Below are 19107 nucleotides of genomic sequence, written 5' to 3' on the forward strand. Positions count from 1 at the left end.
CATCTCTAGATGTTACGACAAATGAAATCCTGGACAAGAAATCGTGGACTTAACAAAAATAATAAGATCGCTGGAAGAACAGCAAAATGGTTTACCGTTACAGCCGTGGCACTCGGACTGACTTTTGCCGGAGGCGGGCTGCAAGCACATGCAAGCTCCGTGCATGTTGCCAAGAACGGCGATACGTTCTATTTCTTGTCCAAACAGTACGGCGTTAATATGGACAAGCTGATGAAAGCTAACCCAACAATAAAGGCAACGAATATTTACCAGGGGCTCAAAATCAACATACCAGGGACGGTATCGATGAACTCGGCGGCATCCGCGGCGCCGATCGCTCCAGGAAACTCCGGTTTCACGCCAAGCTTGAATGTTATCCCGCAGAATAACGTAGTCGAAGCATGGGGCAAGACGTTTAATTACAGCAAAACTTTGTCCGTTAAAGCTACAGCGTATTCCTCTGCTGCAAGCGAGAATGGCGGTTGGGGCGCGGTTGACTATTTCGGGAATTCCCTTAAGCTTGGCACCATCGCCGTTGATCCCAAGGTAATTCCGCTCGGTACCAAGGTGCTTGTAACAGGACATGAGCATCCAGGATTGCCTAAAAAGGCATTTGTAGCAGAAGCACGTGATATCGGCGGAGCCATAAAAGGGAATAAGATTGATATCTTCATCCCAGGCTCCCAATCATCCGTAAATCAATTCGGCATCCAGGATATCAAATTGTTCATAATCGATTAATTCATATATCATGATGAATCGTAAAGACGGCTTCACTGGTCAACTTCCAGTCAGCCGTCTTTTTGGCGTTCATGCAGGCTCTATCGCGATTCCGGCACGTTTAACATATCCGGAAGCGTCACGAAGCTGTACCCTTTGTTTCGCAGTTCCGTTATGATGTCCGGGAGCGCATCGATGGTACCGGTAAGATCGGATCCCACGCCGCCGCCGGCATGCTGGAGAACGATCGATCCCGGGCCGACCGCAGTCATAATATTACTCTTGACCTCTTCCTTCTGCAGTCCTTTCCAATCGAGGGAATCGACATTCCAATTCACGACCTTGTACCCGTTTTTGCGCGCCCATTGGAGCTGCTCTTCATTAATATCGCCATAAGGCGGTCGGATCAGCCGCGGGTCGACTCCGGTCAGCGACTTCAAAATCGTGTTGGTACGCTCAATTTGGCTTTTGAATTTCTCCAGGCTCAGCTTGTTCAGTTGGGCGTGATTGTAAGAGTGATTGCCAATGGCATGTCCTTCTTCATGGATACGTTTCATGAGCTCAGGGTGTTTCTTGGCACGGTCTCCTACTGCAAAAAAGGTGGCCTTCACCTGCTGTTCCTTCAGCACATCGAGTACTTTACCGGTAAATCGGGGATCCGGTACATCATCAAAGGTAAGCGCCACCTGTTTGACCCGTGGTCCGCTTGCGCGAAACGTGTCCGGGTATTTCCTCAGCAATTGGCTTAAAGACGGCGCGTCGTCTGATGGTTTGCTCTGATTTCGCTTCGAATGATCCATGACTTGGCCGGACTCCGACATGACGGAAGCATCCTGAGGTGGTTGTGACAGATTATGTAAACCGGACGCGTTTGCCGGGATGCCCGGCACAACGAAAAAGAATGAAAGGATCCACAGCAGGCAGATTCCTGCGCGGCATCTTTTGAACATCACGATCGGCCCCTTTAGCTTTTTAGTATGGTATGCCCAGTTGGACAAACAATTATCCTCAATATGGGAATTCGACGGTTTTTAGTTTTCCCTCGGAAAGGTGTATAATAACCCCTAACAGATTTTATTACATCTTAATCATTTGGATGTGGAAGGAGATAATCGCTTGGCTGACTTGTTTACACCCTACAATTTCAAGAATTTGACCCTCAAGAACCGCATTGTTATGCCACCGATGTGTCAATATTCCGTAAAGGCCGGGGACGGGATTCCGAATGATTGGCATTTTGTGCATTACGTCAGCCGTGCCGTGGGAGGCACTGGCTTAATTATTGTGGAAATGACAGGCGTTCACCCGGACGGACGCATAACGAATCAGGATACCGGGATCTGGGACGACAATCAAATTCCTGCCTATCGCCGCATTGTCGATGCCGTGCATTCTTATGGAACCAAGATTGGTATCCAGCTCGGCCATGCCGGCCGAAAGGCGCAGGATGCCGAGCCGTCGGTAGCCCCGTCGGCAATCCCGTTCAGTTCCCATTACAAAATGCCGAAGGCACTCTCCACTGCCGAAGTGGAAGATCTCATACAGGCCTTCAGGGAAGGAGCTCGCCGGGCTGTTGAAGCCGGATTCGACACGGTTGAGATTCATGGCGCGCATGGTTACCTGATCCATCAGTTTCATTCGCCGCTGACGAATCAACGCAGTGACGAATATGGCCAAGACCTCCCCCTGTTCGGTGAACGGGTTGTCCAGGCCGTTAAGGAAGTGCTGCCCGAAGGCATGCCGATCATCATGAGGGTGTCTGCAAAAGAATATGTGGACGGCGGTTATGATGTGGAGTACTGTGCGGAAATCTGCAAACGATACCGGGATGCCGGGGTCGATATTTTTCATATCTCCTCCGGAGGAGAAGGGGTCGTCGGTTCCAATGGCGGTCCGGAAGCGAAGCCGGGTTATCAGGTCGATCTGGCTGCGGAGTTCAAACAACTGCTGAAGGTCCCCGTGATTGCGGTAGGGCTGCTTGATGATTACAATGTCGCCCAAGAGGTGGTTTTGTCGGGCAAGGCCGATATGGTAGCAATCGGAAGGGGCATGCTGCGGGATCCGTACTGGGCGGTTCATGCTGCCAAAGCGCTTGATGAAGAACAGAAAGTTCCGAAGCAGTATGAACGTGGATATTAAAAATCAGTGCGTGTTCAAAATTCAGATTTCAGCACCGATAAGGTGATCCCAAGATGACTTTTAACAACCACTAAAAAAATTTTGAAACCGTTTGGGATCATGCAACGTAAACATTTAACATATACCAGTATTTTAAAGCGAAAGCGAGAGGAAGAGAACGATGTCCATATTTAAAAGATTGCGTGACTTGACCATGTCCAATATTAACGCCATTATCGACAAGGCTGAAGACCCGATCAAGATGACGGACCAGTACATCCGCGATATGACCGAAGACCTTGAGGATGCCGAGAAGGCGGTAGCTGCCCAAATCGCCATCGAGAAACGCTTCAAAGCCCTTTATGAAGAGCAAGCTGCTCTCGTGGAAAAACGCACGCAGCAGGCTCATACGGCAGCGCAGGCGCAAAACGTTGAACTTGCCCGTCGTGCGCTGGAAGAGAAGAAGGCAGCTGAAGCCAAGCGCGACGAGTACAAAGCAAGCTACGATCAGAACAAGCTCGCAGCCGACAACCTGCGCGGCAAGCTGGAGGAAATGCGCAAGCAGCTTACAGCGATGAAGAACAAGCGCGAGACGCTGGTTGCCCGTTATAATGCGGCTAAAGCGCAAACCGAGATCAACAAAGCGATGAACGGTTTCGGGTCTGACACGGCTTCTGCCGGGTTGAAGCGGATGGAAGAAAAGATGCTGGCCATGGAAGCGCGTGCCGAAGCAAGCAACGAAATGTCGACGCGCGAGAAATCCCTCGATGAAGAGTTCGAGAACCTCGGCAAGGACAAAGCCGTTGAGGATGAGCTTGCAGCCTTGATGAAGCAATACGAGAACAAGTAATCCGGGTCTGGTGGTCTGACAGGTAAATAGTATCGATGGCGAGGGAGACGCAGCAGGGCTGAATACTACTGTGCTTCTCCTTCGCTTTTGTTTGATACCGGATATATACGGGACTACCCCTTTAAGTTTGTCTATCTTCGATTGAAGTAGTCTGATCAGGGCAAGTTGATATGTATGTTGAATGTGTGGAGGCTTAGAGATGGATTTTGATATGATCTTGCGTGTATTGCTTTGGACGGCTGTCGGCGGGCTGCTGTTGTTTGTATTGATGTTCGTGGATTCCCTGTTCACGAAATATAACGATCTTGAAGAAGTGAAAGCGGGTAACATGGCGGTAACCACAAGGCTGATCCTCAAGCTGGTCGCCCAAGGGTATATTTTATCCGTGTCGATCGGAACGTCCTATCACCTGCTGGAGGCGATTGTGGTATCGGTCGTTTCGTTTATCATATTGTTTGTTCTCGAAGCGTTGACAGAGCTCATGCTGCGCAATTTTGGCAAGCTGAACCTGGATAAGGGAACCCGCGAGGGCAAAACCGGTTACGGTTTGTTTGCAGGATCGCTGCATGTGGTCGGAGCGTTAATTATTACCGCTTGCTTATAGAACGCATAATGGAGATAGGGGATTAGGAAAGATGAGTATGTGGAAAAGAATCAGCAATTTATTTAGCAAGCCCGAGCCGCCAAAGGTAGAGAAGAGCATGCTGCAGCTGGCTCCGGGCGATATTTGCGAAGTGTCTCTGGTTACTTACGAAGTCACGGGCCGCGTGCACAATCGAGGCCGCAACGCGGTCGTCCTGACGCTTCAGGATGGCAGCACCATTGCTTATCTTCACATCGAAGAACGCGAGACGGTTCAATATGCACTCTATGCGCCCATCGATGGACGCCTGGATTCGCCGGATGAGGTGCCGTCCATCATCGATCTGGACGATCATGTGTTTCATTTGGAAGAGGAATACGGTGGACATGTTTCGATATCCGGCCGTACCGCGTTTATGCAAAGCGGGGAGCAGCACGTATGGCAGTACCAATCGGATGATTACAAGCTGCTGCGAATCGAATGGCAGAATGGACGGTTTATGCTCTATGAAGGCGAGAAAGTGATACCGGGGGACGTAAGGGTTATCCGGGCGACTTAGGAGTGGTGGCATGAAGGAACGCTCTTTTTTATCTGTAAAAATCATACTGGTACTGAGTCTGTTCGTATCTTTATTAAGCGGATGCGGAGCGCCGAATATCAAGGACACGTATCCGCTGGAGTCCGTCAATCGGGACGGAAATGCAACATCCTACGTGTATCGGGCAGCTGATAAAAGCGTTCCCGAAGTGGCGAGCGAGCTCATGGCGGCGAATACGCCGGATCAATCTTCTCCTGAGGATACGGAGCGGATGTTCTTGGTCTATGGCGATGAGTATTACCATTTGCAGCAGGATCCCCAGAAGCCGGCCGATACGCTGATCGAAATCGATTCCAAGGAATATGTTCAGCGCAATTACGATTCCAGTTTCCTGCAGGGATACTTGACCGCCGTCCTTATCGGGAATTTGTTTGATTCGATGGGCGGCGGGGGCTATCGCGGCTATACCAGCAAAGATGTGTATAAACCGGCTCAAGGGAACTATAAAAAGCCGACAAGCCAAGATAAGAAGATCGCTCCGCCGTTGACGGTTGACCGGAGCGGGAAAATTACACGGCGCGGTCAGGATACGGTCGGCACGGGCGGAAGCCTGTTCAGACGGAATCCGGATTCGAGCGGTGACCGCGGCTCGATCAAACGCGGCGAAAGCGGCGGAAGTTTGTTCGATTCGCCGAAGAAATCGTACAAGAAGCCCAAGACCCGGATCGGATCCGGTAAGATTTCCCGAAGGGGCCGAAGGTAAAACAATACGTTTCATGCGCATGGTCTAAGGCCATGCGTATTTTAATGTTTCGAAACGAAAATATACAGCCGTCAGATACGTACAAGCGATTTCTTGGAGATCAGCCGCTCGGTTTGAAGATTGCTCAGAATGTAGTACAGTAAGATTATCAGTCTGGGATATAGTCAGAAAGCGAGGAATGCGTTGTGAAAGATCATGAACCGATATCGCCCAAGAAACCAAACCATAAATTCGATCGGCGTGCACTACAGGTATCAGACGCGCAAGCGTTAGCAACTTCTTATGCGGATTGCGGCCAGGAGGAGCTCATTTCGCTGCAGGACAGCGATGGCCGGGTGCTTGCATCCGATGTCGTCGCTCCCCACCCGTTCCCGGCTTTTGCCCGTTCGGGCATGGACGGTTATGCGGTGTCGTCAGCGGATTTGGCGCCATGCGATCAGGGGGAAAAGGTTTGGCTTGAGGTCGTCGACCATATCCCGTGCGGATATGTCTCCTCCGTGCCGATCGTACAAGGCAAGGCTTCCCGTATCATGACGGGCGCCCAGGTGCCCGAAGGCGCGGACGCTGTCGTGATGCTTGAAGCGACGGAGCTTCGCGTGGAGGATGGCGTAACCTATGTAGGCTTTAAGCGTTCCATCGAGAAGGGAAAGAATATTACCCCTCTCGGGTTCGAACTCCAGGAAGGCGATATGATTCTCCGCCGAGGGACTCGCATCGGGCCGGGAGAGATTTCGGTTCTGGCTACGTTTGGCATACATAAGGTTGGAGTGTATCGTCAACCGGTCGTGGGGATCTTCGCGACGGGCACCGAGCTGCTCGACATAACCGAGCCGCTTGAGCCCGGTAAAATCCGTAACAGCAACACCTATATGCTTGCATCGCAAATTCGGGAAGCGGGCGGCGTTCCGGTGATCATGGAGGCCATTCCCGATCATATCGAGCTTGCCCGTCAGAAGGTGGAGGAAGCGCTCCGGGATTATGACATCGTGGTTACGACAGGCGGCGTCTCCGTAGGCGATTACGATATTATGGGAGAGCTGGTGACATCCGGCGGATTGGACATGCTGTTTAATAAAGTCACGATGCGTCCGGGCAGCGTGACAACCGCGGCGGTGAAGGAGGGGAAGCTGCTATTCGCGCTCTCCGGTAATCCGGGGGCATGCTTTGTCGGATTTCTGTTGTTTGTCAGACCTTCGATTCGAAAAATGATGGGCATGGAGCAGCTTTATTTAACCGAATGGACAGCCGAGCTGGGTTCGGATTATGCAAAGGTGAATAATTTTACCCGTTTTGTCAGGGGCAGCCTCCAAGCGGTAAACGGCAAACTTGTAGCCACGCCCGCCGCCCTGGATGAATCAAGTGTCATGATCACGATCAAGGACAGCGACTGTTTGATTGTTATACCGCCAGAGCTGAGAGGAGCGGTTAAAGGCCAAGCCGTGCAGGTGCTCGTTCTTCCAGGGGTTTGGTCATGAAGGTCTTCCAGTTCTGCGGGTATAAGAACAGCGGCAAAACCACGCTCATTGCGGCTCTGATTCCGCAATTGAAACGACAGGGCATGAGGATAGCCGTCATCAAGCATGATGGGCATGGCTTTGATATGGACCGCGAAGGGACGGATACGTACAAATTCCGCGAGGCCGGAGCCGAGGGGATTGCCATTTCCTCGCCGGGCCGGACGGCCATGCTGAGGGAAACGGAGCTGGACCTCGATACGTTGATACATATGTACACTGATTATGACATGGTGCTGGTCGAAGGGTATAAGATGTTGCCTTTCCCAAAACTGGTACTGCTGCGAGGAATGGAGGACAGGGGGCTGCTGGATCAGGTCGAGGAGATCCGGGGAATCGTCGTGAATCCCGACATGCTAAAGGAACCGCCCGGCCTGCAGGAGATTCAGCATCGGCTGGCGGTTCCCTTGTTTACTTGGAATGAGACGGAGCGGATCGCGTCGCTTATACTATCACTGTAAAAAACCATAATTACTCGTCGGAACGCCGCTCAATCGCCTCGGACATCGTCTTGTCCGTCAAATGGGCATACACTTCGGTCGTTTCGGTGGAAGCGTGCCCCAATTGTTCTTTCGTTTTATATATGTCATTTTGAAGATAGTAATCCGTTGCAAACGAGTGTCGCAGCTTGTGCACGGTCAGGGACGGCTTGCCAAAACGCTTGGCGTATTTGATGATCATTGCCTGAATCGCCCGTTTCGTCATGCGCTGTCCTTCATTCTGGCCGTTTCGCAGCGCGACGAAGAGAGCTTTTTCTTTTTTCGGCACCTTGTAGCGGGTCTGCCGCAGCTGCAGATAATGCTCGAGATCGTCTTTGGCCTGCGCCCGGAAGTAGACCGGGGTTTTAAAGGTTTCATCGTTATTGCCCTTACGATACACATGCAGCATTTTATTGTTCAGGTCGATGTCTGCAAGATTCAAGTTGACCACTTCGGATACGCGTAGACCGGAGTTTAGAATAAGGCTGGCAATGCAGGCATCTCGGACTTTGTTCTGTTCATGCGCGTATAGAGCCTGTTTGTTATTCTCCACATCGTGCCCGTATCCTTCGTGAATGTAAGTGATGAAATCCTGAAGCTCTTCTTCTTCCAGTATTTTTCCTTTCAACTTGGCAGCCGTATCTTTGGGCTTGTGAATTCGTTTGATCTCCACTTTGGCCATGATGTTGCGTTTAAGGAGCGGGTAAAAATCTTCATCCTCCGCAATCTGGCTTAAATAATGGAACAGAGAGCGAAGCGATGACAGCTTGCGGGAAACCGTAATTCGGGAGTTGGTGCCTTCCCGGCGCGTGGTCAAATATAATCGGTAACCTGTGATGCTATCCATGCGAAGGGTCTCCAGCTCAAGCAGCGTCACGTCTCGGTTAGAGGCGGCTTGTGACAGCCCTTCCGACCGGAGCCAATTAAAAAACGTTTCATAGTCCCTTACATATTCGAGCAGCGTGGAGGGGGAGAGATCCGGAAGTTTGTAGTCGATAAATTGCTGCACAAACCATGGCATGGCCGGCGCTTTCTCATCGAGTCGTGCGCGGTCGATATCTTTTTGTATATTCATGTTCCACCTCGAATGATTGTCTTTATAGCGTTAATCGCTGTCATTATATACTAGTGTAACATATGGAAAGTCCGTCGTGCTTAATGCCTCACACGATCGTCTCCTCGATCCGATGGCGCTTGTGTTTCAACATAGACGGATACTATGATGAAGATGGGAAGCATTTAATATGATAGTGAAATGCCTAGGGAGGCGGCAGCATGATTTCAGAACGAGCGGAACGCATGGGAATTGAGCTGGTTCCCAAACGGAAGCAAGCCGTTATCGTAAACTTGATGCAACTGTACTTGTACGATTTTACTAAATATCTGGATATCTCGGTGAACGATCAAGGATTGTTTTTACCCTATCCCGATCTCGATGAGTTCTGGAAAAAGCGGGAACGGAAATATCCGTTTCTGATTACGTTTGATCAACGGCCGGCCGGTTTTGCCTTGATCGAGCGTATGGACAACGCTGCGGAAGCCGACTATTACATGACGGAATTTTTCGTTATGCAAAAATACAGACGTACGGGATTGGGGACTTGGGCGGCGACCTGGCTGTTCAATCAATTCCAGGGACGCTGGAAGGTGACGCAGGTCAGCAGCAATATACCGGCCCAGGCTTTCTGGCGAAAAGTCATCGAGTCCTATACGGGCGGGCGTTATGAGGAATACGTGGACCCGGTTCGTTTTAATCCTTCGCAATATTTCAATTCCTAGAATTGTTCCAGGGATTTGAAGGAACGGTCCATTGTTTGATTACAAAATTTGGTTACAGAACGATGCTTAGGAGTGATTCGGATGTATTTACCGAGCTTTCAGCTGGAAGGAAAAAAAGCTTTTGTTACAGGGGCGGGACGCGGGATCGGACGCGCCATCGCCATAGGATTGGCAGAGGCAGGCTGCGATGTCGGCTTGATGTCCCGAACCCGAAGCGATCTGGAGGAGACCGCGGGTCTGATTGCCGGCTTGAAGAAAGGTCAAGCCTATGTGCTGCCGGGCGATCTGACGATTCGGGAAGAGATGGAGGCGGCGATCCGCGAATTTGTGGACCAGGCGGGGCAAATCGATATATTGGTGAACAATGCCGGCATGAACATTCGTACACCGGCGCTGGAAGTGACCGATGACGAATGGGACTTAATCGTGCAGACCAATTTGAAATCGGCGTTTGTCGCATCTCAAACCGCTGCCCGTTATATGAAGGAGCAGGGGAATGGAAGAATCATCAACATTTCTTCCGTAGGCGGCCATACCGCCCTACGCACGGGCGTTGTCTATGGATCGACCAAGGCTGCTCTAATCCATATGACCAAGGTGCTGGCGATGGAGTGGGCGCAGTATGGAATCCAGGTCAACGCCGTCGGGCCTTGGTATTTCCGGACGCCGCTGACCGAGAAGCTGCTGAATGACGACACTTACATGCAGGCTATCCTGGACCGGACGCCTCTAAAACGCGTAGGAAACCTGGAAGAAGTGGTGGGGCCCGTCGTTTTCCTGGCTTCCGAAGCCGCCAATTACATGACCGGGCAGACGCTGCTGGTTGACGGAGGGCTTAGCATTTATGGATTTTGATAGGGGATTCTTTTCATGGATGCAGGTGCTTGAATCCTTTGGCAATTGTATCGGAACAAAGCTTTCAAGATTATCCATAACGGGTAATGTAGAATGGTAATCATAGGGAGGAGAGTGAAGGACGATGGAACGTAGAGCATTTGGGCGGACGGATATGCAGGTCAGTGTATTGGGATTCGGCGGTGCCGAGATCGGAAAGTCGGATCAGAAGACGGTGGACCGGCTGCTGCACAGCGCGATTGACGCAGGCCTTAACATGATTGATACCGCGGAATGTTACGGCCATAGCGAGGAATTGATCGGCAAAGCGTTGTCGGGCCGCAGAGATGATTATTACCTGTTTACGAAATGCGGGCACGCTTCCGGACTGGACTACCCGGATTGGGATCCGGTGATGCTTGAGCAAAGCATTGACCGGAGCTTGAAACGGCTGCAGGTGGACCACGTTGATGTCATACACCTTCACAGCTGCTCTGAGGAAATTCTGCGGCAGGGCGCCGTGATCGAGGTGCTGAAAAAAGCAAAAGAGCAGGGGAAAACGCGGTATATCGGCTACAGCGGCGATTCGACGGATGCACTGTACGCCCTTCAAACCGGCGCATTCGACAGCTTTGAAACTTCGCTGAACATTGCGGACCAGGAGGCAATCGACCTCACGATTCCGCTTGCCATGAAGCAGGGAATAGGGGTTATTGCCAAACGTCCCGTAGCCAACGTAGCCTGGAAGCATGAAACATTAAGCGAACGGGACTATGCCTATCCTTACTGGGTTCGGCTCGGCGAGCTGAATTACGATTTCCTCTCTGACGTTCAGCAAGGCGTTGAGACGGCATTACGGTTCACCCTGAGCACGCCGGGCATAGCGACGGCCATCGTGGGTACGGCAAATCCCGACCGTTGGGGGCAAAATGCCGCACTGCTCGAGAAAGGGAAATTGCCGGAGGAGGTTTACGAGTCGATCCGCAACCGCTGGCGAGAGGTTGCCGGTGCGGATTGGGTGGGCAAGGTATAAGTGTTTTAATAAAGAGCCTGTCGAGTTCTCTCGACAGGCTCTTTTTTCTGCAGACAGGAGCGGGTGTCGATATGTATGGGACAGGTAAGATACAGCTCTAACGGAAGGGATTCCGAAAAAGTCATCAGCGGAACAGTACAAGTCATGAACGTAACCTAACAACTTTGCGCAAGTGTCCCTATAATTTAGATCAACAACAAAAATGATACCGCTTACATTGAGGGGCATTTTTTGTTCAAATCTAAGTAGGGGCAGGAGGAATGGAGAAGAATGCGAAGACATTGGATTTCTGTCATGCTTGTATGTTTGTTTATGTTGGGAGGAATGGATCGTGTAGGTATAACCGCCGCAGCGGATGGCGTACCGTCAAGAGAATGGAACTTTATCACGCGCAGCGGGGATCGATTGATGGATGGCGAGAAGGAGTTCCGATTCATATCCATGAACGGCTCAAATCTCACGTATATGCCAGCTCCCGTATGGCATCGCCCTGATCCATGGGAACAGGAGGATGTATTTAGATCCTTGCAGCAAATGGGTGGCACTGTAGTCAGGCTTTATACGTTCACGATCAAAGGGGGAACCGCCAATGGGGATCAGCCAAGTCATGTAACTGGCTTAAGGCAGTATAATGAGGATTATTTCCGGGACCTGGACCATGTGCTGAGACTGGCAAATGAGTATCATATCCGCGTCATTATTCCTTTTATCGATACATGGGAGCATGTCGGTGGGATTAAACAGTTTGCAGGTTTTCGAGGGAAGACCGCCGGGGAGTTCTACACCGATCCCGAATTGAAGGAAGATTATAAACACCTGGTTAGCTATGTGCTGAACAGGACGAATACTTATACCGGCATCAAATATAAAGACGACAAAGCCATCCTTGCTTGGGAAACCGGAAATGAGTTATACCCGACGGACGCTTGGACACAGGAGATGAGTGCTTATATAAAAAGCATGGACTCTAATCACATTGTAATGGATGGACGGTACGGTATCAGTCAGGCTTCCCTTGAGGATCCCAATGTGGATATCGTATCCAATCATTATTATGAGAGCGGAGGAGCGGATTATGCGCTGCGTGCTGCTGCGGACCGAAACTTGAGTTTGGGTAAAAAAGCGTTTGTTATCGGGGAGTTTGGACACTCGAACAGGACAAATCTCACCCGAACGGCTGATGAGGCGATCGCTAACGGTACATCCGGAGCCTTGTTATGGACGTTGAAGTCTCACAACAAGGACGGCGGCTTTTACAACAAAGAAGGAGATTTCCGTTGGCCGGGCTTTCCATCGGGTGAAACCTATGACGAAAAGGCAATTATGTCCATGATTCGCGAAAAAGCCCATGAAATCCGCGGACTGCCGGTCCCGCCGATGCCAGTACCTGACGCACCTCAGCTACTGCCGATCGAATCGGTGCTTGGCATCGCCTGGAGAGGATCTGCGGGAGCGGAATCCTATCAATTCGGAAGAGCAGAACACCTGGATGGGCCATGGACCATCATAGGCACTCAGGTACTGGATAGTGATATTCCGTTTCGTCCTTTCCAAGATACGACGGCTGCGGAAGGAATGAATTATTATTATCGGGTAAAAGGGATGAACGGAGCCGGAATCTCGGAGCCTTCGAATGTCGTTGGCCCCATTACCGCCTCTTCCGTTCCACCGGTACCGGATCAGCCGATGTGGATACCTTTTACCTCAGTTGCTTCTATGACCTGGTACCCGGTAAAGTGGGCTGAATCGTATGATATCGAACGGGCTGAAGCGCCAAACGGACCTTGGTCGGTGGTTGGGGCGGATCTCGCGGAAGCGGATCAACCGTTCAAGGATGCGTCCGCAAGCAGCGGCATACCGTACTATTACCGAATTACGGCCAAAAACACGGGCGGTGCCTCGGAGCCGTCTGAAATATTCGGACCGATAACCGTCCGCAACATAGCCCAGCTCGCAGCTTTGACTGTGGATTCAACCAACGGATCTAACGTTAAGGAATATGCCGTTGATGGAAATCTATCCACCCGCTGGTTGTCTCAAGGGCAGGAAGAGAGCCATTTTATTGAAATGGAATGGACGGTTCCGCAAAAACTCAACTACTTAAAAATTTGGAGTGGAGCCGCGAGCGGTGAACAATGGCATATCCGTGATTTTAGCGTAGATTACTGGGACGGAACCGTATGGGTGCCGGTGGCATCCGTTGTCGATAATGACAAGGACGGCTTTTATGGCGAGTATAATGATATGCACTTCGAAACAGTTCAAACGACAGCCTTGCGCTTAAATATTACGAAGCCTTCATGGCAAGGGATACCGGTGAATCCGAATGATAAAATCGCCAGGGTTATGGACATGGAGACAGGCTACAACGACGACACGGCACCGAAGGAAGTGAATGGCGCGGCGGTAGTGGAAGGGGACGGCCAGCTGACCTTATACTGGACGGATCCGGAGGATGACGATTTCGCCCAAGTCGTCGTTTTGGAAGAAGGTGCAGCCGAAGCTGAAGCGGTTCATGTAGGCAAAGCCGTACAAACCGTTACAATAAACGGGCTCGTGAATGGGACGGAATACGCGTATCGAATCCGAACGGTTGATGAGGCGGGGAATAAGTCTCTTGGCGTCACGGTTTCCGGTACGCCGGGAGTCGATCGTCCGGGTAACAGCTGCCCAGGCGGCGAGAAGCCTGATCGAGGCAAGCCGAATTACGGTCAAACAAACCTCGGGAGCAAACCCAAGGATAAACCTGACAAGGATAAACCGTGTAAAGATAAACCCGGGCGCATTCTCACATAAAAGGAAACTAAGTATCATCGAATTTGGATGAGAGTGTTCGTTAAAGAGCTGTTTTCGCAGGTTCCTGCCTGTGAATTAGCTCTTTTTTTATTTAAAGCCAATGAAAAGGTCATGATCCGAACAGTGAATGTCATCAGCGTGTGCTAATCATGACCGCCATTGGGATCTAAAATGTAGGTATACCCGAATGGATCGGGCCATTTCGAGTTTACCACTGGAGGGTCTAAACATGACAACGAAAAGAACATGGACGCTGCCGCCGGAAGAACTGCCTATCATGAACCAGGTTGATGTCGTCGTCGTCGGAGGAGGGCCGACCGGCATTGCCGCTGCCATCGCTGCCGCCAATAATGGAGCAAATACTTTGCTGATTGAGCAAAGGGGATTTCTAGGAGGTATGGGCACGACGGCACTGGTACCTGCCTTTTGTCCTTTTACCGACCATGAGAAGCCTGTCATTCGCGGTATCGGGCTCGAGCTGATGGAGCGAATGAAAGCGAATTGCAAACCTTCTTATATCACGGAATATAAAGAACAGCTGGATTGGGTTCCGATTGACGTTGAGGTATTGAAGCGGGTGTACGATGAAGCGCTGCTTGAGAGCGGAGCCAAGGTTCTGTTCCATACATTTGTTGGACAGCTGGTCATGAATCCGGGGGGGCATGGCGTGAACGGTCTGGTGCTTCTGAATAAGTCCGGAAGATCGATCGTCGAGGCCAAGTACGTCATTGATGCCACAGGTGACGCCGATATTGCGGCGCTGGCCGGCGCTCCGTTTCAGAAAGGCGGGGATGCCGGCGAGCTGCAGCCGGGGACGATGTGCTACCTGTTAACCAACGTGAACCGGGAGCGCTTCAGGCAATATATGAGGGATAGCGGTGACACCGGACAAATCCCGCAAGCGGTTCAGCTGGCGCAGAGCAACGGCGATCTTCCTCCCGGCCGGAAGGAAGTCTCCGGCTTTGCCTGGGTGTCGGATTACTTGGTTGGGGTCAACTTCGGGCATGTGTTCGGCGTAGACGGAACGAAGGCGGAAGATCTCACGAAGGCTGCGGTAGAAGGCAGAAAGCTGGTCAACATTCAGGTCGAATTTCTGCGGAAGTATGTACCCGGATTTGAAGACGCCCATTTGGTCAGCACAGGCGAACAAATCGGTATACGTGAAACCCGCCGCATCGTCGGTGACTACATGCTGGTTCAGGATGACTTTATATCCATGCGAAGCTTTGAAGACGACATTGCAAGAAATGCTTATTTTATTGATATCCATATGGCTACCAGCAAAGAAAACATGGAAATACACCATCTTCCCCCCGGTCGGTCGCATGGGGTTCCATACCGCTCCCTTCTTCCGCAAGGTTTGGCAAATGTGTGGGTTGCGGGACGGGCCGCCTCCGCTGACCGAGTCGTACAGGGCTCGCTTCGGGTGATGCCCAACTGCTTTGCAATGGGGCAGGCAGCGGGAACAGCCGCGGCCATCTGTGCAATGACGGGCAGTACATCCCGGGAGGTCGATATCAAACAATTGCAGCGTCTTCTCATCGAGCAAGGGGCCTGGCTGGGCGAGCTTGCTGAAGTTTAGGCGGAAGCGAGTCCATTTTTTATCATAGCGACAAGACAACAGAAGAGAGGTGAATGCCGTGGCACAACATAAGGCTGTCACCGTGCCCAGACCGTCCGGCACCAGCACCGATACGGTCTTAAACAAAAAACGTTTCGCAAACCTCAGGCAATATTGGGATTTGTACTTGATCATGGTTCCTGGTATCGTGTATTTTCTCGTTTTTAAGTACCTTCCGATGTGGGGGATTGTGATCGCCTTTAAGGATTACAGCATATTTGCAGGATTTAATGCCAGCGAATGGGTAGGACTCGACCACTTTGTACGGCTGTTTCATGATACCCAATTCTATCAGGTGTTCTGGAACACGGTCATTATCAGTTTATATAAGCTGATCTGGGGTTTCCCGGGTCCCATCATCTTAGCACTTCTGCTCAATGAGATCCGTAGCATGTTTTATAAGCGGACGATCCAAACGCTTGCTTACTTGCCGCACTTTCTGTCTTGGATCATTTTAGGCGGTATATTGGTAAACGTCCTGTCTCCCGCCACGGGCGCAGTCAATGAAATCATGAAATGGCTTGGATTTGAACCCGTGTTTTTCTTAGCGGATCCGGCTTGGTTTCGATCGGTGCTGGTCATCAGCGATATTTGGAAGGAGGTCGGTTGGGGGGCCATCATCTATCTTGCGGCTCTCGCGGGCATTGACCAGCAGCAGTATGAGGCAGCCGTCATGGACGGTGCAGGGAAGTGGAAGCAGCTATGGCATGTAACCCTTCCATCCATTAAAGGGACGATCATCGTGCTGTTCCTGCTTAGGCTTGGCAGCATCCTTGATGTGGGGTTTGAACAAATATTCGTTCTGTATAACTCGCTTGTATATGATGTTGCCGATGTCATTGAGACCTATGTGTACCGGATTGGTATCGGTCAGTCCGAGTTCAGTTATTCGACTGCGGTTGGATTGCTTAAATCCGCCATCAGTCTGGTGCTGGTCGTTATCGTCAACAAAGCCGTTAAAAGAACGGGTCAAGAAGGGATCTACTGATTATGAAAATGTCAAAGGGAGAAAAATGGTTCAGCGGCATCAATCACTTTGCGCTTGCCTGTTTTGGGCTTCTGGCTTTGGCGCCCTTCATTCACATTCTGGCCCAGTCGTTCAGCAGCTACCGGGCGATTGTATCCGGCGAAGTCTCCTTCCTGCCGGTAGAATGGACGACGGAAGCTTACGTGAAGGTGTTCAATGATCCGGGGTTCGTTCAATCTTTTCTCGTCAGCGTGCAGCGGACGGTTGTGGGAACCCTCATCAGCGTAGTCATGACCATGCTGCTTGCGTACCCTCTATCAAGATATTACATTAAAGGCCGCGGTCCTATCATGTTCCTTATTGTCTTTACCATGCTGTTCAGCGGCGGGATGATCCCGACATACCTGGTAATCAAGGAGCTGCATCTGATGAACACCTTCTGGGCCTACGTCATTCCGGGTGCCGTTAACGCATTTCATGTGGTCATCATGAAAAATTTCTTTCAGTCCATCCCGAATGAACTGGAGGAATCCGCAAGAATCGACGGTTCGTCCAATCTCGGGATTTTATTTCGCATCGTAGTACCGCTCTCCATGCCGGTGATTGCCACGATCGCCTTGTTTAATGCGGTCGGACAATGGAATTCCTTCTTCGATGCGGTCATGTACGTTACCGACTCTTCCTTAAAGCCGCTGCAAATCTATTTGCGGGAGCTTGTGATGTCGGGGCAATCGAACATTAATACGACGGATAGCCTGGAACGGCAGCTCCTGGCGGTGGAGTCGCTGAAAGCCGCAGCATTGATAGCGAGCACATTGCCAATATTGCTCGTATATCCGTTCCTTCAGAAATATTTTGTGAAGGGAATTATGATCGGCTCGGTCAAGGGGTAATAGGACATATTGTTCTTGTATCCGTTTACATTTCGTAATATTTTTATATAAAGGGGCTGAAAGTATGAAATTGCGAAACATGTTGTCAGGATTGGTGATCTCCGCTATAGCGGCCGGTTTGCTCAGTGGATGCGGAGGCGGGAAGGAGGCTTCCGGCAGTCCCGATTCAGGAGAGGTCGGCAAAAGGCAGACCATCAATATTGTGCAGCCTAACTTTGGTCGAAAATTTTTGGACGGTATGAACGAGAACAACAACCCCTATCAAAAATACGTCAATGATAGCGTCAATATCGACGTGCATGTGGTATACCCGCCCTCCGACGGCTATCAGGACAAGCTGAATGTGATGATGTCATCCGGCGACGATATAGACATGGTATTTACGCAGGATGCTTCCTGGTTCATTAACATGGTAAACCAAAAGGCGCTGCAGCCGCTGAATGATGCTATCGAGGCATCAGGTCCCGATCTGAAGAAGTCGGTTCCACAGGAAGCATGGGACTCCGTTACGGTGGACGGTAATATCTACGCGGTGCCAGCGGTCAATTATATTCTCGGTAACGATTTGATGTATGTGCGTAAAGATTGGCTTGACAATCTGGGGCTGCAGCCGCCGAAGACGCTGGATGAATATGTGAATGTGATGCGTCAATTTGCTCAAAATGATCCCGACGGTAACGGCAAGGATGACACGGTCGGCTTGTTGATGGGGGAAAATCTCATCCGATCGGCGCCTTTCTTTGGCTCTTTTGGCGTACCGTTCAATGGTGCGTCTGCGGTCAATCAATGGGTGATGAGAGACGGCAAGCTGGTGAATGCTACCACTCTGCCAGAAACGAAGGAAGCTCTCCAGTTCCTGGCGGACCTCTATAAAGAACAGCTGATTGATCCGGAATGGGCGCTGAACAAGAACAACAACATCGAAGAGAAAGTAGCCAGCGGCAAAGCCGGCCTGTTCTCGGCAACCTGGTTTGATACGCGGGGGCCGATCTTGACGAATAAGACAAACGATCCAAAGGCGGAATGGATTCCCCTTGACTATCCGGTGGGCCAGGACGGGAAGTCCGGCGTCCTTGCCTCCAGTATGGTGATGGGCTACAGCATCGTGCCTGCAAAGAGCAAGAAGGCGAATGAAGTCATCAAAATGTTCAATTTTGCCAATGGTGAAGGCCATGAGCCGATCAAACTCGGCTTGCCTGAGCACAACATATCGAAGAGGGAAAACGGCAAGCTGGTCATGGACTTTGAGGAACACAACAAGCACGTTTACCGCAACAACATTTTGGACTATGCCGCCCCATGGGATCAGGAGCTTGACTATCAGCGGCTTGATGCGCTCGGTCCTGAATTCAAGCTTAAGGATAACGTGACGCGGATCAGCAGCAACCTGATCCAGAACGAATACAACGGACCCCCGACGCCAAGCATGGGCAAGAACGGGGTGCAATTGACCAAGCTGATGCAGGAGACGTTTACGAAGATCATCATGGGCACTGTGCCGGTCGAAGCATTCGATCAATACGTGCTGCAGTGGCAGAGCCAGGGTGGTGAATCCATCACCGCTGAGGTGAACGAGAATTATGCAAAGATGAACAAATAAGCTGAATAACAAAGTGAAG

The 19107-nt window shown here is 50.9% G+C and carries 18 protein-coding genes; 16 read left to right on the forward strand and 2 right to left on the reverse strand.

Features of this window, described 5'->3' with window-relative positions; translation table 11 throughout:
- Positions 1-9 precede the first annotated feature (9 nt).
- Entirely contained in the window at positions 10-741 is a 732-nt protein-coding gene (locus GYMC10_RS12120; RefSeq protein WP_015734716.1) for a 3D domain-containing protein, read from the forward strand.
- 80 nt (positions 742-821) lie between these two features.
- Here GYMC10_RS12120 and GYMC10_RS12125 read toward each other — a convergent pair whose 3' ends face one another.
- The gene (locus tag GYMC10_RS12125) at positions 822-1670 is read right to left on the reverse strand and encodes a polysaccharide deacetylase family protein (protein WP_041621974.1); all 849 of its coding nucleotides are present in this window, start codon (positions 1668-1670) and stop codon (positions 822-824) included.
- A 166-nt stretch (positions 1671-1836) separates the two neighbouring features.
- Between GYMC10_RS12125 and GYMC10_RS12130 the strand changes: the two genes are divergently transcribed.
- The 7 genes from GYMC10_RS12130 to mobB all read left to right on the forward strand — a co-directional run bounded on the left by GYMC10_RS12130 (position 1837) and on the right by mobB (position 7547).
- Positions 1837-2859 (forward strand): NADH:flavin oxidoreductase/NADH oxidase, encoded by a 1023-nt coding sequence (locus GYMC10_RS12130; RefSeq protein WP_015734718.1) that lies wholly within the window; start codon positions 1837-1839, stop codon positions 2857-2859.
- Positions 2860-3019: 160 nt separating this feature from the next.
- On the forward strand, positions 3020-3688 hold the full coding sequence (locus GYMC10_RS12135; RefSeq protein ID WP_009589445.1) for a PspA/IM30 family protein: 669 nt from the start codon (positions 3020-3022) through the stop codon (positions 3686-3688).
- 199 nt (positions 3689-3887) lie between these two features.
- On the forward strand, positions 3888-4292 hold the full coding sequence (locus GYMC10_RS12140; RefSeq protein WP_009589371.1) for a DUF350 domain-containing protein: 405 nt from the start codon (positions 3888-3890) through the stop codon (positions 4290-4292).
- 31 nt (positions 4293-4323) lie between these two features.
- Positions 4324-4830 carry a DUF4178 domain-containing protein gene (locus GYMC10_RS12145; RefSeq protein WP_009589430.1) on the forward strand — a complete coding sequence of 169 codons (507 nt, stop codon included), beginning with the start codon at positions 4324-4326 and terminating at the stop codon, positions 4828-4830.
- A 10-nt stretch (positions 4831-4840) separates the two neighbouring features.
- Positions 4841-5572 (forward strand): DUF4247 domain-containing protein, encoded by a 732-nt coding sequence (locus tag GYMC10_RS12150; RefSeq protein ID WP_015734720.1) that lies wholly within the window; start codon positions 4841-4843, stop codon positions 5570-5572.
- Positions 5573-5757: 185 nt separating this feature from the next.
- Positions 5758-7047 carry a gephyrin-like molybdotransferase Glp gene (gene glp, locus GYMC10_RS12155; RefSeq protein WP_015734721.1) on the forward strand — a complete coding sequence of 430 codons (1290 nt, stop codon included), beginning with the start codon at positions 5758-5760 and terminating at the stop codon, positions 7045-7047.
- Positions 7044-7547, forward strand: a complete 504-nt coding sequence (gene mobB / locus GYMC10_RS12160) for a molybdopterin-guanine dinucleotide biosynthesis protein B (RefSeq protein ID WP_015734722.1) — start codon at positions 7044-7046, stop codon at positions 7545-7547. The genes glp and mobB overlap by 4 nt, the downstream gene beginning before the upstream one ends.
- Positions 7548-7557: 10 nt before the next feature.
- Here mobB and xerS read toward each other — a convergent pair whose 3' ends face one another.
- On the reverse strand, positions 7558-8640 hold the full coding sequence (gene xerS, locus GYMC10_RS12165; protein WP_015734723.1) for a tyrosine recombinase XerS: 1083 nt from the start codon (positions 8638-8640) through the stop codon (positions 7558-7560).
- A gap of 200 nt (positions 8641-8840) precedes the next feature.
- On the opposite strand from xerS, the gene GYMC10_RS12170 reads away from it, so the two are divergent.
- The 8 genes from GYMC10_RS12170 (at position 8841) to GYMC10_RS12205 (ending at position 19088) form a co-directional block, all read left to right on the forward strand.
- Entirely contained in the window at positions 8841-9344 is a 504-nt protein-coding gene (locus tag GYMC10_RS12170) for a GNAT family N-acetyltransferase (RefSeq protein WP_015734724.1), read from the forward strand.
- 81 nt (positions 9345-9425) lie between these two features.
- On the forward strand, positions 9426-10199 hold the full coding sequence (locus GYMC10_RS12175; RefSeq protein ID WP_015734725.1) for an SDR family NAD(P)-dependent oxidoreductase: 774 nt from the start codon (positions 9426-9428) through the stop codon (positions 10197-10199).
- Positions 10200-10323: 124 nt separating this feature from the next.
- Positions 10324-11211 carry an aldo/keto reductase gene (locus GYMC10_RS12180; RefSeq protein ID WP_015734726.1) on the forward strand — a complete coding sequence of 296 codons (888 nt, stop codon included), beginning with the start codon at positions 10324-10326 and terminating at the stop codon, positions 11209-11211.
- A 270-nt stretch (positions 11212-11481) separates the two neighbouring features.
- Positions 11482-14007: a cellulase family glycosylhydrolase gene (locus GYMC10_RS31555; RefSeq protein ID WP_015734727.1), complete on the forward strand. Its 2526-nt coding sequence runs from the start codon at positions 11482-11484 to the stop codon at positions 14005-14007.
- A gap of 229 nt (positions 14008-14236) precedes the next feature.
- Positions 14237-15589, forward strand: coding sequence for an FAD-dependent oxidoreductase (locus GYMC10_RS12190; protein ID WP_015734728.1), 1353 nt, complete (start codon positions 14237-14239; stop codon positions 15587-15589).
- A gap of 58 nt (positions 15590-15647) precedes the next feature.
- The gene (locus GYMC10_RS12195) at positions 15648-16616 is read left to right on the forward strand and encodes an ABC transporter permease (RefSeq protein ID WP_015734729.1); all 969 of its coding nucleotides are present in this window, start codon (positions 15648-15650) and stop codon (positions 16614-16616) included.
- A gap of 2 nt (positions 16617-16618) precedes the next feature.
- Positions 16619-17488: a carbohydrate ABC transporter permease gene (locus GYMC10_RS12200; protein ID WP_015734730.1), complete on the forward strand. Its 870-nt coding sequence runs from the start codon at positions 16619-16621 to the stop codon at positions 17486-17488.
- Between the two features lie 64 nt (positions 17489-17552).
- Complete coding sequence (locus tag GYMC10_RS12205) at positions 17553-19088, forward strand: extracellular solute-binding protein (RefSeq protein WP_015734731.1); 1536 nt, start codon at positions 17553-17555, stop codon at positions 19086-19088.
- Positions 19089-19107 lie beyond the last annotated feature (19 nt).

It is taken from the genome of Paenibacillus sp. Y412MC10 (assembly GCF_000024685.1).
Classification (GTDB): Bacteria; Bacillota; Bacilli; order Paenibacillales; family Paenibacillaceae; genus Paenibacillus_AQ; species Paenibacillus_AQ lautus_A.

What these genes read in the sequence shown, in the direction of transcription:
- GYMC10_RS12120 (WP_015734716.1), top strand. Translation starts at nt 10, where the DNA reads ATGTTACGACAAATGAAATCCTGGACAAGAAATCGTGGACTTAACAAA.
- GYMC10_RS12125 (WP_041621974.1), bottom strand. Translation starts at nt 1,670, where the DNA reads ATGTTCAAAAGATGCCGCGCAGGAATCTGCCTGCTGTGGATCCTTTCA.
- GYMC10_RS12135 (WP_009589445.1), top strand. Translation starts at nt 3,020, where the DNA reads ATGTCCATATTTAAAAGATTGCGTGACTTGACCATGTCCAATATTAAC.
- GYMC10_RS12140 (WP_009589371.1), top strand. Translation starts at nt 3,888, where the DNA reads ATGGATTTTGATATGATCTTGCGTGTATTGCTTTGGACGGCTGTCGGC.
- GYMC10_RS12145 (WP_009589430.1), top strand. Translation starts at nt 4,324, where the DNA reads ATGAGTATGTGGAAAAGAATCAGCAATTTATTTAGCAAGCCCGAGCCG.
- GYMC10_RS12150 (WP_015734720.1), top strand. Translation starts at nt 4,841, where the DNA reads ATGAAGGAACGCTCTTTTTTATCTGTAAAAATCATACTGGTACTGAGT.
- mobB (WP_015734722.1), top strand. Translation starts at nt 7,044, where the DNA reads ATGAAGGTCTTCCAGTTCTGCGGGTATAAGAACAGCGGCAAAACCACG.
- xerS (WP_015734723.1), bottom strand. Translation starts at nt 8,640, where the DNA reads ATGAATATACAAAAAGATATCGACCGCGCACGACTCGATGAGAAAGCG.
- GYMC10_RS12170 (WP_015734724.1), top strand. Translation starts at nt 8,841, where the DNA reads ATGATTTCAGAACGAGCGGAACGCATGGGAATTGAGCTGGTTCCCAAA.
- GYMC10_RS12175 (WP_015734725.1), top strand. Translation starts at nt 9,426, where the DNA reads ATGTATTTACCGAGCTTTCAGCTGGAAGGAAAAAAAGCTTTTGTTACA.
- GYMC10_RS12180 (WP_015734726.1), top strand. Translation starts at nt 10,324, where the DNA reads ATGGAACGTAGAGCATTTGGGCGGACGGATATGCAGGTCAGTGTATTG.
- GYMC10_RS31555 (WP_015734727.1), top strand. Translation starts at nt 11,482, where the DNA reads ATGCGAAGACATTGGATTTCTGTCATGCTTGTATGTTTGTTTATGTTG.
- GYMC10_RS12190 (WP_015734728.1), top strand. Translation starts at nt 14,237, where the DNA reads ATGACAACGAAAAGAACATGGACGCTGCCGCCGGAAGAACTGCCTATC.
- GYMC10_RS12200 (WP_015734730.1), top strand. Translation starts at nt 16,619, where the DNA reads ATGAAAATGTCAAAGGGAGAAAAATGGTTCAGCGGCATCAATCACTTT.
- GYMC10_RS12205 (WP_015734731.1), top strand. Translation starts at nt 17,553, where the DNA reads ATGAAATTGCGAAACATGTTGTCAGGATTGGTGATCTCCGCTATAGCG.